Source organism: Streptomyces sp. NPDC030143 (assembly GCF_055573695.1).
The window spans coordinates 12,404-31,138 of record NZ_JBVIAY010000005.1 but is presented as its reverse complement, the minus strand read 5'-3'; the positions used below and the strand labels follow the sequence as shown (position 1 = coordinate 31,138).

Below are 18,735 nucleotides of genomic sequence, written 5' to 3'. Positions count from 1 at the left end.
TGTCGATGGGCCTCATTGCGTCGTCAAGGGGGTGTCCACCAGGTGAGTACGGGCCCCGGTCGTCGGCTCCCGGTGTCCCGTCGTCACCTCAGGAGCGGGGCTTGCCCGCCGCGGCGAACGCGTCGGCGGCGGCGAGGTTGAAGTCGCCGTGGTCGCTGCCGAGCCCCTGCGCGACCAGCGCCGCCGCGGCGCTGCCCAGCACGGCGGCGTCGCTCGGTGTCCGGCCGAGGGCGACGCCGCGCAGATAGCCCGCCGAGAAGGCGTCGCCGCAGCCGGTGGTGTCGACCACGTCGACCACGAAGGCGGGAACCGGTTCCGCGCCCTCCGAGGTCACCACGAGGGCGCCGTCCCCGCCACGGGTGACCGCGACGACGCCCGCACCGGCGGCGAGGAGCTTGCGGGCACCCCTGAGCAGGTCGTCCTCGCCGGTGAAGCCGAGGACCTGGTCCTCGTTGGGCAGCAGGTGGTCCACGTAGGGCAGTGCCGCCTCGATCTGCTCGAAGCTGCCGAGGGCGCCGGGGGCGAGGAGGTCGACGGAGGTGACCGTGCCGTGGTCCTTCGCGTGCGCGAGGATGCGCGCGGCGACGTCGACGCCGATCAGCTCGGGTCCGCCGAGGTGCAGGTGGGTGGCCTCGGCGACGGCGTCCCAGGGGACGTCGTCGGGGCCGTAGGTGATGTTGGCGCCGAGCAGGTGCAGGGAGGGCCGGTCGCCGTTGGGGCGGATGGGCAGGACGCTCGCGGAGGTGGCGGTGTCGGTGCGGCGCACGAGCAACTCGGTGTCGACCCCGGCCCGTTGCAGGAGCTGGAGGAGCAGGTCGCCGGTCGGGTCGGAGCCGACGGCGCCCGCACTGCGGACGGACGCGCCGAGCTTGGCGAGGGTGAGCGCGGTGCCGCCGGCCGTCCCGGCGGCGGTCATCCGGATGTCGTCCACCAGGGTCGCGCCCTGCCCCTCCGGTATGGCCTCCACCGGCCGCACCAGCACGTCCAGGACGTGCACACCCATCGTGACGACCTTCATCGGGTTCCCTCCTGCGGGGGCGTTACGGGGTGGGTGGTGCCGTAGCCGCGGGCGAGTGCCGCCTCGACGACCGCGAGCTGCTGCCGTTCGTCGAGCGCCCGGGGGCGGCCCATGGCGGCGGCCCGCTGGTAGACGCCGCAGGCCCATTCGAGCAGCAGCGCGTGTTCGACGGCCTGGTCGAGGGTGGCGGCCCGGGTCACCGCGCCGTGGTTCGCCATCAGCGCGGCGCTGCGCCCCTCGAGTGCGGTGAGCACGGACTCGGCGAGCCCGGGTGTGCCGAAGGTGGCGTAGGGAGCCACCCGGACCGTGCCGCCCAGGGCGAGCAACTGGTAGTGGATGCAGGGAAGTTCGTCCAGCACGCAGGAGACCGCGGTGGCCATCGGCGCGTGGGTGTGGACGACGGCTCCCGCGCCGTGGCGGCGATGGACGCCCAGGTGCAGTTCCAGTTCGGAGGTCGGCCGGAGGTCGCCCGCCACCACCCCGCCGTCCGCCAGGTCGACGACGGTGACCTGGTCGGCGGTCAGTCGGGCGAGGACCGCTCCGGTCGCCGTGACGGCGACCCGCTCCCCCACGCACACGCTGACGTTCCCGGCCGTTCCGATGAGGAGGCCCTCGGCCCCCAGGCGCCGGCACGCGTCCGCCACGGCGGCGCGCTCCTGACCCAGCGCGGAGCTTGAGTCGGTCATGGGCTGGAAGGTAGCGTAAAGGTGAAACAAAGTCACGTTCATGTTCGGAGGACGTTCTTGGGCCGGTCGACCGCGGATCCGGGCCGCACTCCCCTGCGCCGCACCCCGCGCCAGGCACGCAGCAGGGCGCGGCTGGCGTCGGTCCTGGAAGCGGCCGAGCGGGTGCTGGTCGCCGAGGGCGTCGAGGCGCTCACGACGACCCGGGTCGCCGCCGAGGCGCAGGTGTCGGTGGGCTCGCTGTACCAGTACCTGCCGGACCGCGACGCGATCATCGACGCCCTCGCCGCGGGCTGCTTCGCGCGGCTGGAGGCCGCGATGGACGACCTGGTGCGGGCGGCGGCCGCCGAGCACTGGGAGGACCCCGTCGGCGTCCTCCTCGACGCGTTCGCCGGCATCTACCGCACCGACCACGGCTTCCGTGCGCTGTGGTTCGGCAGCGGGCTGACCGAGCGGACCCGGGCCGCCGACCGCGAGCACAAGCGCCGGATGGCCGACGGCGTCCGCCGCGTGCTGCTCGCCCTCGACGCCGCCCACGACGGCGAGCCCCTCGCCCGCGCCTGCCACGCCGCGGTCCTGGCCGCCGACGCCCTCGCCCAGGAGGCGTTCCGCCGGGACGCGCAGGGTGACGTGGAACTGCTGGGGGAGGCGAAGGTGATGTTGCGGGGGTACCTGGCGGAGGTGGTGGGGCGGCCCCCGGGGCGGTGACCCGGGGGGCCCGGCGTCGAGGGGCCCGCATCGACACCGGGCACGACAGAGGGTCCCGGCCCACCGTGGTGAGCCGGGACCCTCGAGTGGCGGACACCCGCCCTGCTGTCGGGACGACAGGATTTGAACCTGCGACCCCTTGACCCCCAGTCAAGTGCGCTACCAAGCTGCGCCACGTCCCGTCACGCCCGCCCCGGTGAAACCGTGGGAACGCGGAGGTAAACCCTACCGTACGAGCGCCGGTGCCGTGCCGGGCGGCGGGCCGGGGCGCGGGCGCCCGCGGGCCCGCACGGGGGCGGTGGAGCGGCGGACCCGCAACCCGACGGGCACGTCGGAGGGCCGGCGGCAGGGGCCGGACCCTCGACGGCGGCGGCGAGGAGGCCGCCGGGCGGCGGAGCCGGTGAGGGGGCCGACGCGCGGGCAGCGACGGCGGAACTCCGGCCGTGGCCCCGACGCACTCCTGCCGGTCCGGCCGCGGCCCCGGAGCCGGTCCTGCCGGCCCGGTCGGCCGGACCACGTGGTCAAGCCGGTCCACGACCTCCCGAAGACCGGGCTCGACCACGCAGTCACGTCAGTTCTCGCGGCGGGTGCGCCCCCGTCGAGCCCCTGTCCGCGTCGTGGCCGGGGCGGAGCCCCCGCGCCGTCGCGGCGGTGGCCCGAGGGCGCCGGCGGCGCCCGGAGACTCCTGTGGCGCGCACTTTCCCGGTCACTCCGGGGCCGGCCCCGCGGCATTCACCCGCCGTCCGCGCGAGGCCGGAAATACGGTGTCCCCTTTTCGGACATGCGGTCCGAAGGAACTCATTTCCATCGGCTTTCCGTCGGCCGTGCGCGGGTCGACTCGACCCGCCGCGAGAGGCCCGCGGACGGCCCGGGACTGCGATTGACCCGATTTCCTACACCCTGGCCATGTCTCGGCCGCTGACCGAATCGATACGGCCGCTGACCGGGGGTCCGTTCAAACGTTGACCAGTGAGTAACAACGGCACTACCTTTCAACGCGCTTCGAACAAGTGCTTTGTCGGCGTTCCGGGGTGAACCCTGCCCGCCGGAATCCGGTGTGCGGCCTCTGCAGTCCTTCACTGTCCCGAACCCCACCGTGCAGTTTCACCCTTGATTCGGAGAATCATGACGTCCGCTGTGCGTTCCGAGGACCTGATCATCGGCATCTCCCCTCTCGGTGAACCGGACGCCGGGCTCGCTCTGGCGGTCGGCCGGGCCGGCGGGCTGGGGGTACTCGACCTCGGCGACGGCGACCGAAGATCGCGCGAGGCGCTGGCCCGGTTGCGACGCGCGGCCCCGGGCGCCTTCGGGGTACGGGTCGGCCCGGGCTGCCGCCTCGACCCGGCCGGTATGCACCCGGACGGTCCTCACACGGTCGTCCTCGCCGCCGACGCGCCCTGGAGGGTCACCGAGATCGCCGCGCGCCACCGCGTGCTGGTGGAGGTCACCGACGCGGCGGGCGCGCGGGAGGCGGCCCGCGCGGGGGCGCACGGACTGATCGCGCGGGGCGGCGAGTGCGGTGGCCGGATCGGCGAGCTGAGCACCTTCGTACTGCTCCAACAACTGCTGTCCGCGCCCGACCTGGGGCTTCCGGTGTGGGCGTGCGGCGGCATCGGACCGCGGACGGCCGCCGCGGCGGTGGCCGGCGGGGCGGCCGGGGTCGTGGTGGACGTTCAGCTCGCGCTGCTGGCCGAGTCTGCGCTGCCGGAGACGACGGCCGCCGCGCTGCGGTCCCTGGACGGCTCGGAGACGGTCGTCCTGGGCGGCCACCGGGTCCTGATGCGCCGCGGCCCCGACGCCCCGCGGATGCCGGCCGGCGCGGACCCCGAGGCGGTGGCCGCCGCGCTCGGCGAGCGCGCCCCCGGCGCCCGGCTGCTGCCGGTGGGCCAGGACGGCTTCCTCGCCGCCCGGTTCGCCGACCGCTGGGGGGACGTACGGCGGACGGTGCGGGCGTTGCGGGACGCGGTGCGGGACGCCGTGGGCGACGGCCGGGCCGGGCGGGCACTGCGGGACGGTTCGGCGATGAGCCGGGCGCTCGGGACACGGCTGCCGGTGGCCCAGGGGCCGATGACGCGGGTCAGCGACGGGGCCGCGTTCGCGGCGGCGGTCGCCGCGGACGGGGCGCTGCCGTTCCTGGCCCTGGCCCTGGCCGACGGCCGGCGCACGAGGGAGATGCTGGCCGACACCAGGGACGCGGCGGCGGGCCGGCCCTGGGGCGTGGGCGTGCTGGGCTTCGCGCCGGAGGACGTCCGGGCCGCCCAACTGGAGGCCGTACGGGAGATGCGGCCGACGCACGCGATCATCGCGGGCGGACGGCCGTCCCAGGCGCGGGCGCTGGAGCGGGACGGCATCCGCACCTTCCTGCACGTGCCCTCGCCGGGGCTGCTGCGGCAGTTCCTCCAGGCCGGGGCGCGCCGGTTCGTGTTCGAGGGCTCCGAGTGCGGCGGGCACGTCGGGCCGCGCGCGAGCTTTCCACTGTGGGAGGCCCAACTCGACGTGATCGAGGACGAGTTGTCCGACTCCGACATCGGTGACATCGAGGTGTTCTTCGCGGGCGGCGTGCACGACGAGCGGTCGGCGGCGATGGTCGCCGCGCTCGCCGCCCCGCTGACCGCGCGCGGCGCGGCGGTCGGCGTGCTGATGGGCACCGCGTACCTGTTCACCGAGGAGGCGGTGGCGCACGGCGCGGTCCGGCCGCTCTTCCAGCGGCAGGTCCTGGCCGCCGAGCGCACCACCCTGCTGGAGTCGGCGCCCGGTCACGCCACCCGCTGCGTGCCGAGCCCGTTCGCGGCCGGCTACCGCGAGGAGGAGGCCCGGCTGCGGGCGGCGGGCGTGCCCGACCGCCGGATCTGGGAGGAGCTGGAGCGCCTCAACGTCGGACGGCTGCGCATCGCGAGCAAGGGCGTGACCCGGGAGGCCGACGGCACGCTCGCCCCCGTCGACGAGCGACGCCAGCTCGCCGAGGGGATGTTCATGGCCGGCGAGGTGGCCGTGCTGCGCGCCGCCACGACGACGGTCGCCGCGCTGCACACGTCCGTGACGACGGGCGCCGCCGACTTCCTGGCCCGGCGGTCCGCCGAACTCGGCCCCGGCACGACGCGGACGCGTCCGGAGGCGCCCGCACCGCTCGACATCGCCGTCGTCGGCATGGCCTGCATGTTCCCCGAGGCCCCCGACCTGGCCACGTTCTGGGCGAACGTCGTCGGCGGCGTCGACGCGGTCGGCGAGGTCCCGGCCGACCGCTGGGACCCGGCCGTCCACCACGGCACCTCCACCGCGTCGAAGTGGGGCGGCTTCCTGCCCCGCATCCCCTTCGACCCGCTGCGCTACGGCATCCCGCCCGCCTCCCTGGGCTCCGTCGAGCCGGTCCAGCTGCTGTCCCTGGAAGCGGCCCGGCGGGCCCTGGAGGACGCCGGGTACGGCGACGGGGGGCGGGAGTTCGACCGCTCCCGCACCTCCGTGGTGTTCGGCGCGGAGGCCGGCAGCGACCTGTCCAACGCGGCCACGCTACGGGCCGTGCTGCCCGCCTACTACGGGAAGGTCCCGAGCGGTCTGGAGGACCAGCTCCCGCAGCTCACCGAGGACTCCTTCCCCGGCATGCTCGCCAACGTCATCTCCGGCCGGATCGCCAACCGCCTGGACCTCGGCGGCGCCAACTACACGGTGGACGCCGCCTGCGCCTCCTCGCTGGCCGCGGTCGACGTGGCCTGCAAGGAACTGCTCGCCGGCACCAGTGACGTCGTGCTGTGCGGCGGCGCCGACCTGCACAACGGCATCAACGACTACGTCCTCTTCTCGTCCGTGCACGCCCTGTCCCCCACCGGCCGCTCCCGGGCCTTCGACAGCGCGGCGGACGGCATCGCCCTGGGCGAGGGTGTCGCCTGCCTCGTCCTGAAGCGGCTCGCGGACGCCGAGCGCGACGGCGACCGGATCTACGGCGTCGTCAAAGGGCTCGGATCCTCCAGCGACGGCCGCTCCCTCGGTCTGACCGCGCCCCGGCCCGAGGGGCAGCGGGCGGCGCTGGAGCGGGCCTACCGCAACGCGCGCGTCTCCCCGGCCGACGTCGGCCTGGTCGAGGCGCACGGCACCGGCACGGTGGTCGGCGACCGCACCGAACTCGCCGTCCTCGGCGAGGTGTTCAGCGCCGCCGGGGCCCGGCCCGGCAGTTGTGCGATCGGCTCGGTGAAGTCGCAGATCGGCCACACCAAGTGCGCCGCCGGCCTCGCCGGGATGATCAAGACGCTGCTGGCGCTGCACACCGGTGTCCGGCCGCCCACCCTGCACGTGACGGCCCCCAACGCGGCCTGGGACGCCGACAGCAGCCCGTTCGCCTTCCACACCGAGGCCCGCCCCTGGGCGACCCCCGCGCCCCGACGCCTCGCCGGGGTCAGCGCGTTCGGCTTCGGCGGCACCAACTTCCACGTCGTGCTCGCCGCCCACGGCGACGGCGTCCCGCCGGTGCGGTCGGTCGACGCCTGGCCGGCCGAGCTGTTCCTCTTCCGCGGCCGGGACGAGGCCACCGCCCACCGCGCCGCCCGGGACCTGCTGACGGCCGCCGACGCGCCGGACCGGCCGTGGCGGCTGCGCGACCTGGCGCTGAGCGCGGCCCGCCGGTCGGACGCGAGCGGCGATCCGGTGCGCCTCGCGCTGGTGGCGCGGGACGTGGACGACCTCGTCGCGCAACTGCGGCACGTGCTCGACGCGGCGCCCGACCCCGGGCACGGGATCCACCGGCCCGCTCCGGACGGCCCCGGCGGCCGGGTCGCCTTCCTCTTCCCCGGTCAGGGCAGTCAGCGCACCGGCATGCTCGCCGAGCTGTTCGTCGCCCTCCCCGAACTGCGCCCCTACCTGGAACTGGGGCGGGCGCACGCGGACACGCTGTTCCCGCCCGCCGCGTTCGACGACGACACGCGCGAACGGCAGCAGGCGGCGCTGACCGACACACGGGTGGCGCAGCCGGCCCTCGGCATCGCCGGACTCGCCGCCCACGCCGTGCTCACCGCCGCCGGGATACGGCCGGACATGGCCGCCGGGCACAGCTACGGCGAGCTGGTCGCCCTCTGCGCGGCCGGCGCCCTCACCCCCGAGACGCTGCTGGAGCTGAGCGCGGAGCGGGCGACGGCGATCCTGGAGGCCGCCGGCTCCGCCGGACGGGACCCGGGAAGCATGGCCGCCGTCACCGCGGGCGCCCAGGACGTCGCCGACGCCCTGAAGGCGGCCGGGCTCGCGGACTCCGTCGTCGTCGCCAACCGCAACGCGCCGCAGCAGACGGTGGTCTCCGGTCCGGCCGACGCCGTCGCCGAGGCGGTACGGCGGTTGCGCGCGGCGGGCCTGGGCGCCCGGCGCATCCCGGTGGCCTGCGCCTTCCACAGCCCGCTGGTCGCCGGGGCCGGCGACCGGTTCGCGCGGGCGCTCGCGGCCCACCCCGTGCACCCGCCCGAGTTCCCGGTGTGGGCCAACCGCACGGCCGCCCCGTACGCCGCGGACCCAGGCGCGGTCCGGGCGGAGCTCGCCGCGCAGATCGGCGCGCCGGTCGCCTTCGTCGAGCAGATCGAGGCGATGCACGCGGCGGGGGCCCGGATCTTCGTCGAGGCCGGGCCCGGCTCGGTGCTGACCCGGCTGGTCGGGCAGATCCTCGGCGACCGGCCGCACACCACGGTGGCCTGCGAGCCGCGTCCCGGTGCCGGCCTGCGCGGCTGGCTCGACGCCCTGGCCCGGCTCGCCGTGGCGGGACTGCCGGTGCGCACCGGGTGGCTGCTGCGCGGCCGGGACGCCGTCGACGCCGTGCGCGCCCCGGCGCCGAAGCGGCCGGGCTGGACGGTGGACGGGCAGCTCGTCCGCACCGCCGCCGGCGCCCTGCTCCCCGGTGCGCTCGCACCGGCCCGACGTGTCGTGGAACCCCAGGAGACGACTGTGACGACCAACCCCCCGCACGGCGTCCCGTCCGACCGGGACGCGCTCATCTCCGAATTCCTGCGCACCAGCCGGGAGATGATCGCCGCCCAACGCGACGTCCTGCTCACCTACTTCGGATCCGCGCCGGGGGCGACGGCCGCGCCGCCGCCCGTCCTCGTGCAGGCGCCCGAGGCCGTGACCCGGCCCGTACCGGCGGCGGAGGTCCGGCCCGCGCCGGCCGTGGGGCCCCGGCCCGCCGCGGACGCCGTCGAGCCGGCGGCAAAGCCCGAACCGGTCACCGACGTACGGCAGTTGGTCCTGGAGATCATCAGTGAGCGCACCGGCTACCCGGTCGACATGATCGAGCCCGACCTCGACCTGGAGGCGGACCTCAGCATCGACTCCATCAAACGCGCCGAGATCGCCGGGGAGCTGGCCCGAAGGCTGGGCGCGGGCGGGACGGACCTGACCGCGACGGACGACGCCGCGCTGGAGGAGCTGACGAAGGCCCGCACGGCGGCGGCGGTGACCGACTGGCTGACGGCACGGCTGAACGAGCCGTCGACGGCCGGGACCGCCGCCGGCGCCTCCCGGTCCACCGCCGCCGGGGGCTCCGACCCGGCCGACGAGGCGGTGGCCGGTGAGCCGCCCCGCCGGCACGTCCTGAAGCCCGTCCTGCTCGACGCCCGGGACGGGGCCGCCGACCCCTCGGCCGTGCTCGCCGGAACCCGTTGGGCGGTCCTCGGGGACGGCCCGGACGTCGCCGCCCGGCTCGGCTCCTCGGGCGCCGACGTCCTCGTCCGCGACCGCGCCCATCTGCTGACGGACGCGGACGGGCCGCTGGACGGCGTGGTGTACCTCGGTGCGATCGGCCCGGCCGGCGGCCCCGGCGCGGACGACGACACGCCGGTCCTGCCGGACGCGTTCCCCCTCCTGAAGGCGGCCCTGGAGCGGGGCCCCCGGTGGCTGCTGGCCGTCCGGGCCGCCGACGGGGAGACGCCCGAGTGCCGGTCGGCAGGGCTGCGCGGTCTCTTCCGCACCGTGGCGCGCGAGTACCCGGAGACGGTGGCACGGCTCGTCGAGCTCGCCGACGCCGCGCCGGCCGCCGTGGCGGACGCCGTGGTCGCGGAGGCCGCCGCGCCGGACCGGACGCCGGTCGTGCTCCGCACGGCGGCCGGACGGCACGGCTTCGACCTCGTGGAGGCGCCGCTCGGCGCCCTCGGCGCGACGGGGGCCGGCCCGGCCGGGGACGGGGCCGCCGAGGCCACCGCACTGGGCCTGGACCGGGAGTCGGTGGTGGTGCTGGCGGGCGGGGCGCGGGGCATCACCGCGCAGTTCGCCGCCGCCCTCGCGGGCGCCGCCCGCTGCCGCCTGGAACTGCTCGGCCGGACGCCCGCGCCCGACGGTCCCGAGGACGCGGAGACGTCCGCCGCGCACACGCCGGCCGAGCTGCGCGCCGTGCTCGCCGCTCGCGGCGGCTCGACACCGGCCGAGATCAACCGCGCCGTCGACCTCCTGCTGGCGCAGCGCGAGATCAGGGCGACGCTGGCGGAGCTCACCGCGCTCGGCAGCCGGGTGCGCTACCGCTCCGTCGACTTCCGCGAGCCCGACGCGGTGCTCCAGGCGGTGAAGGAGATCCACGCCGAGCACGGCCGGCTCGACGGTGTGGTCCACGCGGCCGGCGTGATCGAGGACCGGCTGGTCGCGGAGAAGACACCCGAGTCCTTCCAGCGGGTCTACGCCACGAAGGCCACCGGAGCGCACGCCCTGCTCAGGGCGGTGGAGGAGCTGCCGGCCGCGCCCGCGTTCACGGTGCTGTTCGGCAGCATCGCTGCCGTCCTCGGCAACCGGGGCCAGGCGGACTACGCGGCGGCCAACGACGCCCTGGAGACCCTCGGCGCGGCCTACGCCGCCCGGACCGGGCACCGCGCGCTGACCGTGCACTGGGGACCGTGGGCGCCCGCCGCCGGGCACGCGGGCATGGTCGGGGCGGAGCTGGCCCGCGCGTACGCCCGGCGCGGCGTCCGGCTGATCGACCCCGAGGAGGGCACGGCGGCTCTGATGAGGGAGCTGGCCTGGGGCGAGGAGTCCGCGACCGCCGTCGTCTACACCGCCTCGGGCTGGTGACGCCGGAGGTGACCGGTCGTCACCTCCCGGTGGCGATCGTGGGGATGGCGGTGCTGCTGCCCGGCGCCGCCGGCCTGGACGCGTACTGGCGCAACCTGCGCGACGGCGTGGACGCGATCGGTGACGTCCCGGACGGACGCTGGGACGCCGCCTACTACCGTCCCGGCACCGCCTCCGGCCCGGCCGTCGCCGACCGGGTGTACTGCCGGCGCGGCGGGTTCGTGGACGCTCTCGCCGAGGTGGACGTCACCCGGTTCGGGATCATGCCGCACTCCGTGGCCGGCACCGAGCCCGACCAGCTGATCGCGCTGCACGTGGCCGCCGCCGCGCTCGACGACGCGGGCGGCGTCGACCGTGTCGGCGACCGGGGGCGCGTCGGCGTCGTCCTCGGCCGCGGCGGCTACCTCACGCCCGGTCTGGTCCGGCTCGACCAGCGGGTGCGCACCGCGGGTCAACTCGTGCGCACGCTGGGCGAGTTGCTGCCGGAGCTGACCGCCGGACAACTCGACCGGGTGCGGGAGGCGTTCACCGAGCGGCTCGGCCCGGACAGCCCCGAGCAGGCGATCGGCCTGGTGCCGAACCTGGCCGCGTCGCGGATCGCCAACCGGCTCGATCTGCGCGGTCCGGCGTACACCGTGGACGCCGCCTGCGCCTCGTCGCTGGTCGCCGTGGACCAGGCGGTGGGGGAACTCGCCTCGGGGCGCTGCGACGTGATGCTCGCCGGAGGCGTCCACCACTGCCACGACATCACCCTCTGGAGCGTCTTCTCCCAGCTGCGGGCGCTCTCCCCCACCGAGCGCATCCGCCCCTTCCACCGGGACGCCGACGGCATCCTCGTCGGCGAGGGCACGGGCGTGGTCGTCCTCAAGCGGCTGGCCGACGCCGAGCGCGACGGCGACCGGGTCTACGCCGTGATCCGGGGCAGCGGCGTGACGAGCGACGGCCGTGCGGCGGGGCTGGTCAACCCCGACCCGGGGGGCCAGGCGCAGGCCGTGCGGCAGGCGTGGCGGGCGGCCGGCCTCGATCCGGCCGCGCCCGGCTCGCTCGGGCTGCTGGAGGCCCACGGCACCGCCACGCCGGCCGGGGACGGAGCCGAACTGGCCACGCTCGCCGAGGTGTTCGGGCCGGGCGCGGGGGAGGCGGTGCTCGGTTCGGTGAAGTCGATGATCGGGCACACCATGCCCGCCGCCGGGGTCGCCGGTCTGGTCAAGGCCGCGCTCGCCGTGCACCACGCCACGCTGCTGCCGACTCTGCACTGCGACGACCCGCACCCCGCGCTGGCGCGCACCCGCTTCCGCCCCCTGGAGAAGGCGGAGCCCTGGGAGACCACCCCCGGGCAGCCGGTGCGACGGGCGGCGGTCAACGCGTTCGGGTTCGGCGGGATCAACGCGCACGTGGTCCTGGAACAGGCGCCCGGAGCTCCGATGACGGCGGCCGCCCCGCCCGCCCGGCCGACGGAACCCGGGCCCGGCGTCCCGATGACCACCACCCCCACCACCCGGCCGACGGAACCCGGACCCCGCGCCTCAGTCGCCACCGCCCCCGCCACCGGGCCGACCACACCCCTGCCCGGCACCTCGACGGCCACCACCCCCGCCGCCCGGGTGGCGGAGCCCGAACGCGTCCTGCTGCTCGCCGCCGGCTCCCCCGACCGCCTCGCCGCGCTCCTCGACGCGGACGACGCCGCCGTGCGGGCCGCCGGTCTCGACGCCGGCCGGCCGCACCCGGACGCGGGACCGGTCCGGCTCGGCGTCGTCGACCCGTCGGCGAAGCAGCTCGCCCTGGCCCGTCGCGCGGTCGCCCGAGGGCGCGCCTGGCACGGCCGCGGCGACGTGTGGTTCCGGCCGCACCCCCTGCTCGGCGCCGGGCACGGACGGCTGGCGTTCCTCTTCCCCGGCCTGGAGGGCGACTTCACGCCCCGCGTGGACGACGTCGCCGCCCACTTCGGGCTGCCCGTCCCCGCTCTCCCGCGGGAGGGCACCGACGACGTCGGCCGGCACGGTCTCGGTGTCGTCGCCGTCGGCCGGCTCCTCGACGCGGCGTTGCGCCGCTGCGGGATCGTGCCGGACGCGGTCGCCGGGCACAGCGTGGGCGAGTGGACGGCGATGGCGGCGGGCGGGCTGTACGACGGGGGCCAGGTCGACGCGTTCATGGCGGACTTCGACCCGGACGCGGTGGCGGTGCCGGGCCTCGCCTTCGGGGCGATCGGCGCGCCCGCCGAGCGGATCCTCACCGCGCTGCGCGACGAGGGCTGGGCCGGGGCGGGTCTGGTGCTCTCCCACGACAACGCGCCCGGCCAGTCGATGGTGTGCGGCCCGGGGACGGCGGTCGAGGACTTCGTCAGGGCCTTCCGCTCCCGGGGGGTGCTCGGCCAGGTGCTGCCGTTCCGGTCGGGGTTCCACACGCCGATGCTGGAACCCCACCTGGGGCCGATCAAGGAGGCCGCCGGCCGTTTCCGGCTGCACGCCCCGCACACCCCCGTCTGGTCGGGGACGACCGCCGCGCCCTTCCCCGAAAGCGATGCCGCCGTGCGGGAGTTGTTCGTCCGGCATTTGCTGGAGCCCGTGCGGTTCCGGCAGTTGGCCGAGGCGCTGTACGCGGCAGGCCACCGGGTGTACGTCCAGGTCGGCCCCGGCCGGCTCGGCTCCCTCGTCGGTGACACCCTGAGCGGCCGGGACCATCTGGTCGTCGCCGCCAACTCGCCCCACCGCGCCGGCCTCGCCCAGTTGCGGCGGGTGGCCACCGCACTGTGGGCGGCGGGGGCGGCGGTGGCTCCGGCGCTCTGTGCGCCCGGCCGGGACGCGCGCCGACGGCCGCCGGTGCGGCTGGACCTGGGCGGCTCGCTCGTCTCCCTCCCGCCCGGGAGGCTGGCCGAGCTGCGCAGCGCACTGCGCACCGAACCGCGACCGCGTCCGGACGGCGCGCCCGCGTCCCCGGCCGCGCCGGGCGAGCGTTCGCCGTTGGCCGCGCTCACCGAAACGTCGCCCGTGGCCGCCGAGTTGAGCGCGCTGCTGCACGAGACGGCGGACACCGCCGCCGCGCTCCTGGCCGCGCGCACCCGGGCCCCGGCCCGGATCGCCCCCCGAACCACCACCGTCCGGGTCTCCCCCGACACCATGCCGTACCTCCTGGACCACTGCTTCTTCCCGCAGCGGCCCGGCTGGCCGGACGTGGCCGACCGGTGGCCGGTGGTTCCGGCGACGACGATCGTGCAGCACCTCGTGGACGCGACCGCCGAGGCCGCCCCGGGCAGCGTGCCGGTCGCCGTGCACGGGGCGCGGTTCGAGGAGTGGCTCACCGCCACCCCCGCCGTGGACGTCCCGGTGACCGTGACGCCCGAGGGCCCGGACCGGGCGGCCGTCTCCTTCGGTCCGCGCGCCCGGGCCGTCGTGGAGGTGGCCGCCGCCCACCCGTCGCCCGCCCCCGCCCCCTGGACCGTCGACCCGGCCGGCGAACGCGCCCCGCGGCACACCGCCGAGCGGCTCTACGCCGAGCGCTGGATGTTCCACGGCCCGGCGTTCCAGGGCGTCACCGAACTGACCGCGATCGGCGACCGGCACGTCCGCGGAGTGATCACCACCCCGTCCGCGCCGGGCGCGCTGCTGGACAACGTCGGCCAGATCCTCGGCTACTGGATCATGGCGACCCGCACCGAGCGGACGGTGGTCTTCCCCGTGGGGATGCGGGAGATGCGCTTCTACGGCCCGCATCCGGGGCCCGGTACCCGGGTGGCGTGCTGCGTGCGGATCACCTCGCTCACCGACACCGCCCTGGAGGCCGACGTCCAGCTGACGGTCGACGGCGCGGTGTGGGCGGAGCTGCGCGGCTGGCAGGACCGCCGCTTCGACAACGACCCGAGGACCCGGCCGGTCGAGCGGTTCCCGGAGCGCAACACGCTGTCGGAGGCGCGGCCGGGCGGCTGGTCGCTGCTGCACGAACGCTGGCCGGACCTGGCCTCCCGGGAACTGATCATGCGCAACTCGCTGGGCGGGGCGGAGCGCGCGCAGTACGCCGGGCACCCCCCGCGCGGGCGCCGCCAGTGGCTGCTCGGACGGATCGCGGTCAAGGACGCCGTACGGCGGTGGCTGTGGGACCACGGCGAGGGGCCGGTCTTCCCCGCGGAGCTGCGCGTGCACAACGACGAGGCGGGCCGCCCGTACGTCACCGGCGTGCACGGCCGGGTGCTGCCGCCGCTGGACGTGTCGCTGGCGCACCGCGCCGAGGCGGGCGTGGCGATCGTCAGGCCGCGCACGCCGGGTCCGGGCCCCGGCATCGACATCGAGGAGGTCGCCGAGCGCGCCCCGCAGACCCTCACGGCCGCCCTCGGCGCGCAGGAGCTGCGGCTGCTGGACGCGCTCGCGCAGGACGGCTCCCGGGCGCTGTGGTTCACACGGTTCTGGGCGGCGAAGGAGGCGGTGGCCAAGGCGGAGGGCACCGGGTTCGACGGCCGGCCGCGGGACTTCACCGTGCTCGACGCGACGGCCGACGGCGCGCGGCTGACCGTCGCGGGCCGCCTGGAACGCGCCTACCCGGTGCACTGCGCGCCGGCCGCCAACCCGCCCGGTCTGGCCCCGCGCGCGTACGTCGTGGCCTGGACCACGGGACCCACCCGAGCGAAGGAGGACGCAGGATGACCCCCCACACCCCCGTCACCGCCGACGAGGAGACCGTCCTCGCCGATCTCACCGACATGCTCGCCCGGCTCCTGGAGGACGAGTACGGCCTCGACGACGTCGAGATCGGCATGCACACCACGTTCCACCGCGACCTGGAGCTGGAGAGCATCGACCTCGTCACCCTCGCCGGGCTGCTCCAGGAGCGGTACGGCGAGCGGGTCAACTTCGCCGAGTTCCTGGCCGGCATGGAGTTCGACGAGATCATCGAGCTGACCGTGGGCCGGCTCGTCGAGTACGTCGTGACCGGTCTGAAGGCCACGGAGGCGAGCTGAGCCATGGCGATGGTCGACACCGGCGCCGTCCGGTTGCACGTGCAGAGAATCGGCCCCCGGGCCGGCCGGCCGGTCACCGGCACCGTGGTGCTGGTGCACGGCCTGCTCACCGACAGCCTGGCCAGCTACTACTTCACCGTCGCCCCGGCGTTCGCGGCGGCCGGTCTCGACGTCGTCATGTACGACCTGCGCGGCCACGGCCGCAGCGCGCGCCCCGCCGGCGGCTACACCCTGGACGACGCCGTCGACGACCTGGAGGCCCTACTCGACCGTCTGGCGGTGACCGGCCCGGTGCACCTGGTCGGCAACTCCTACGGCGGTACGGTCGCCTTCGGCTACGCGGCGCGCCGGCCGGAGCGGGCGGCGAGCGTCACCCTGATCGAGTCCGAACCGGCCACCGCCGCCTGGGCGGTGAAGCTCCGCGGGATCCTGGACCGCGTGGTGACCGAACTGGCGCACCACGAGGCCGACTCGATCGCCTGGATCACCGCGCACCGCGGCCCCCGAACGGCCCGGCTGGCCAGGGGCGCGGCCCGGCTGGCCCGCGAGACCTCCCTCGCCCGGGACATCCCGGCCAGCCGGGTGCTGACGGAGGACCGGATCCGGGAGGTGCGCTGCCCGGTGCTCGGCGTGTACGGCGGTGACTCCGACCTCGCCGAGCTCGCGCCGTGGCTGGAGTCGCTGCTGCCGGACTGCCGGACCGTGGTGGTGCCGGGGCACGAGCACTCGGTGCTGGTGGAGGCGGCCGGGACGGTGGGCGGGCACGTGCTGACGCTGGTGCGGGAGGCCGCGCCGGCGGGGGCCGAGGCACGATGAGCCGCTTCCTGTTCGTCGTACCGCCGTTGACCGGACACATCAACCCGGCCGTCGGGGTCGCCGCCGAACTGGCCGGACGGGGGCACCGGGTGGCGTGGGCGTGTGCCGACGCGGAGCTGGTGGCGCGGCTCGCGGGGGCGGGCGCCGAGGTGTTCGCGTGCGCGGGGGCGCCCCCGGGCAGCCGGCCGCCCGAGCTGCGCGGTCCGGAGGCGCTGAAGTTCCTGTGGGAGCGGTATCTGCTGCCGCTGGCCGAGGCGATGGCGCCGGGGGTGCGGGCGGCCGTCGAGGGGTTCCGGCCGGACGTCGTCGTCGCCGACCAGCAGGCCTTCGCGGGCGCACTGGTCGCGGAGCGGCTCGGCGTGCCGTGGGCGACCTCCGCGACGACGTCGGCCGAGTTCACCGACCCGCTGGCGGGACTGCCCAGGGTCCGGGAGTGGCTCGACGCGCGGCTGGCCGGGCTGCGGGCCGCCGTCGGGGATCCGGCGGCCGACACCGATCCGCGGTTCTCCCCGCACCTCGTCCTCGCCTTCAGCACACCCGAGTTGGCGGGCGCCCGCGCGGACGTCCGCTGGGTGGGGCCCTCGATCACCGCCCGTCCGGTGCCGCCCGGCTTCCCGTGGGAGTGGCTCGACGCGGGGCGGGCCACCGTGCTGGTCACTCTCGGCACCGCGAACACCGATGTCGGCGGGCGCTTCCTCGACGTGTGCCGGACGGCGCTGCGCGAGCGGGCGGACCGCGTGCAGGGGGTGATCGTCGATCCCGGGGGCACCCTCGCGGCCGGGGGCGACGACAAGGACGTCCTGGTGGTGCCGTCCGTGCCGCAGCTCGCCCTGCTCGAACGGGCGGACGCGGTGGTCTGCCACGCCGGCCACAACACGGTGTGCGAGGCGCTGTGGCACGGGGTCCCGCTCGTGGTGGCGCCCATCCGCGACGACCAGCCCGTGGTGGCGGGGCAGGTCGTGGACGCGGGCGCCGGCATGCGGGTGCGCTTCGGCCGGGTCACCGCGCCGAAGCTGGGCGCGGCCCTCGACGCCGTGCTGCACGAACCGGGCTACCGCGCGGCGGCCGACCGGATCCGCACGGCGTTCCGCACGGCCGGCGGCGCACCAGCCGCGGCCGACCGTCTCGACGAGCTGGCCAGGGAGTCGTGATGAGCGACGAGAGCACACGCACCGAGCGGATCGCCGCGCTGCGCCCCGGCTACCTGGCCGACCTGGCCGCCGGCCCGGACCGCTTCTTCGAACCGCGCCGCACCACCTGCCCCTGGTGCGGCTCGGACCGGCTGACCACGCGGCTGCGGACCACCGACCTGCTCCAGCACAAGCCGGGCCGCTTCGTCCTGGACCGCTGCGGGGCCTGCCGGCACACCTTCCAGAACCCCCGGCTCAGCGCGGAGGGCCTGGAGTTCTACTACCGCGACTTCTACGACGGGCTCGGCGAGAAGAGGCTCGGCGACACCTTCGGCGGGCGCACCGGGATGTACCGGGGGCGGGCCGAGTCGATGCTGGCGCACGACCCGGGCCCGAAGACCTGGCTGGACGTCGGTACCGGGCACGGCCACTTCTGTGCGGTGGCGCGGGAGGTGCTGCCCGGGACGGTGTTCGACGGGCTCGACTTCACCGACGGCGTCGAACTCGCCCAGCGCGAGGGCCGCGTGGAGCGCGGCTACCGGGGCGCGTTCTGCGAGCTGGCGTCCGAACTGGCCGGACGGTACGACGTGGTGAGCATGTTCCACTACCTGGAGCACAGCACCGACCCGGACCGCGAGCTGCGGGCCGCCCGGGAGGCGGTACGGCCCGGCGGGCACCTGCTGATCGAGGTGCCCGACCCCGACAGCCGCTACGCCCGGCTGCTCGGGCGCTGGTGGCTGCCCTGGCTCCAGCCGCAGCACCTGCACCTGGTGCCGGTCGCCAACCTGCGGCACCGGCTGGCGGAGCTGGGCTTCACGGTCGTCGCGGAGGAGCACGCCGCACCCCATGACCCGGTGGACCTGCTGGCCGCGGTCTGGCTGGCGCTCGACCACGCGGCGCCGCGCGAGGACGCGCCGTGGCTGGCCGGGCCGCCCGGCCGGCTGCGCCGCACGGCGCGCGGGGCGCTGCTGCTCGCCGGGATCCCCGCGCTGGTCGCGGCCACCCTCCTGGACCGGTTCGCCGTCCGGCCCCTGGCGCACCGGCTGGGGGTGTCCAACGCGTACCGACTCGTGGCGCGGCGCGACTGAGCGCTCGCCGTCGCCGACGGCAGGCGGATCCGCGGCATCCGGCGGCGGATCGCGGCCGGCGCCGTCGTCACCGCCCCCGGTGCCGACACCGCCGAAGAGCCGTTCATGGGTGATCAACGGCTCGGCGGCCGTCGAGGACGGGGACGGGCCCGCCCCCACGGGAGCGGCGACATGGCCGTGCCGCGCGCCGGCGACCGGACGAGGCGGTGTTGGGAGACCCGGCGCGTGCAGGGCGGACGTGATCAGCCTCAGAGCTCCGAACAAAAGGGGAGCCCGGCTCGCGACGCCTGGCACGCACGCTCGCCGCGTTGCCGAGAGCCCC

At 76.4% G+C, this 18,735-nt stretch carries 9 protein-coding genes and 1 tRNA gene; 7 read left to right on the top strand and 3 right to left on the bottom strand.

From position 1 onward, the window contains the following. Nucleotides 1–88: 88 nt before the first annotated feature. Both ACZ4YY_RS10760 and ACZ4YY_RS10755 read right to left on the bottom strand, forming a co-directional pair. The gene (locus tag ACZ4YY_RS10760) at nt 89–1,018 is read right to left on the bottom strand and encodes a carbohydrate kinase family protein (RefSeq protein WP_468286697.1); all 930 of its coding nucleotides are present in this window, start codon (nt 1,016–1,018) and stop codon (nt 89–91) included. Next, nucleotides 1,015–1,704, bottom strand: coding sequence for a class II aldolase/adducin family protein (locus ACZ4YY_RS10755; protein ID WP_468286694.1), 690 nt, complete (start codon nt 1,702–1,704; stop codon nt 1,015–1,017). Before ACZ4YY_RS10755 ends, ACZ4YY_RS10760 begins: the two co-directional genes overlap by 4 nt. Before the next feature lie 57 nt (nt 1,705–1,761). On the opposite strand from ACZ4YY_RS10755, the gene ACZ4YY_RS10750 reads away from it, so the two are divergent. Then, a complete protein-coding gene (locus tag ACZ4YY_RS10750; protein ID WP_468286691.1) occupies nt 1,762–2,409 on the top strand; it encodes a TetR/AcrR family transcriptional regulator in 648 nt (215 codons plus the stop codon). A 108-nt stretch (nt 2,410–2,517) separates the two neighbouring features. On the opposite strand, the gene ACZ4YY_RS10745 is transcribed toward ACZ4YY_RS10750, so the two are convergent. Next, nucleotides 2,518–2,591: transfer RNA gene (locus ACZ4YY_RS10745), tRNA-Pro, on the bottom strand. 943 nt (nt 2,592–3,534) lie between these two features. On the opposite strand from ACZ4YY_RS10745, the gene ACZ4YY_RS10740 reads away from it, so the two are divergent. The 6 genes from ACZ4YY_RS10740 to ACZ4YY_RS10715 are packed head-to-tail and all read left to right on the top strand — an operon-like array spanning nt 3,535 to nt 18,413. Beyond that, on the top strand, nt 3,535–10,431 hold the full coding sequence (locus ACZ4YY_RS10740; protein WP_468286688.1) for an SDR family oxidoreductase: 6,897 nt from the start codon (nt 3,535–3,537) through the stop codon (nt 10,429–10,431). 8 nt (nt 10,432–10,439) lie between these two features. Next, nucleotides 10,440–15,065: a beta-ketoacyl synthase N-terminal-like domain-containing protein gene (locus tag ACZ4YY_RS10735; RefSeq protein WP_468286683.1), complete on the top strand. Its 4,626-nt coding sequence runs from the start codon at nt 10,440–10,442 to the stop codon at nt 15,063–15,065. Then, nucleotides 15,062–15,379, top strand: coding sequence for an acyl carrier protein (locus ACZ4YY_RS10730; RefSeq protein ID WP_468286680.1), 318 nt, complete (start codon nt 15,062–15,064; stop codon nt 15,377–15,379). Before ACZ4YY_RS10735 ends, ACZ4YY_RS10730 begins: the two co-directional genes overlap by 4 nt. 3 nt (nt 15,380–15,382) lie before the next feature. Next, nucleotides 15,383–16,195 (top strand): alpha/beta fold hydrolase, encoded by an 813-nt coding sequence (locus ACZ4YY_RS10725; protein ID WP_468286677.1) that lies wholly within the window; start codon nt 15,383–15,385, stop codon nt 16,193–16,195. After that, nucleotides 16,192–17,346, top strand: a complete 1,155-nt coding sequence (locus tag ACZ4YY_RS10720; RefSeq protein WP_468286675.1) for a glycosyltransferase — start codon at nt 16,192–16,194, stop codon at nt 17,344–17,346. The genes ACZ4YY_RS10725 and ACZ4YY_RS10720 overlap by 4 nt, the downstream gene beginning before the upstream one ends. Continuing rightward, nucleotides 17,346–18,413, top strand: coding sequence for a class I SAM-dependent methyltransferase (locus tag ACZ4YY_RS10715; protein WP_468286672.1), 1,068 nt, complete (start codon nt 17,346–17,348; stop codon nt 18,411–18,413). Before ACZ4YY_RS10720 ends, ACZ4YY_RS10715 begins: the two co-directional genes overlap by 1 nt. Nucleotides 18,414–18,735 lie beyond the last annotated feature (322 nt).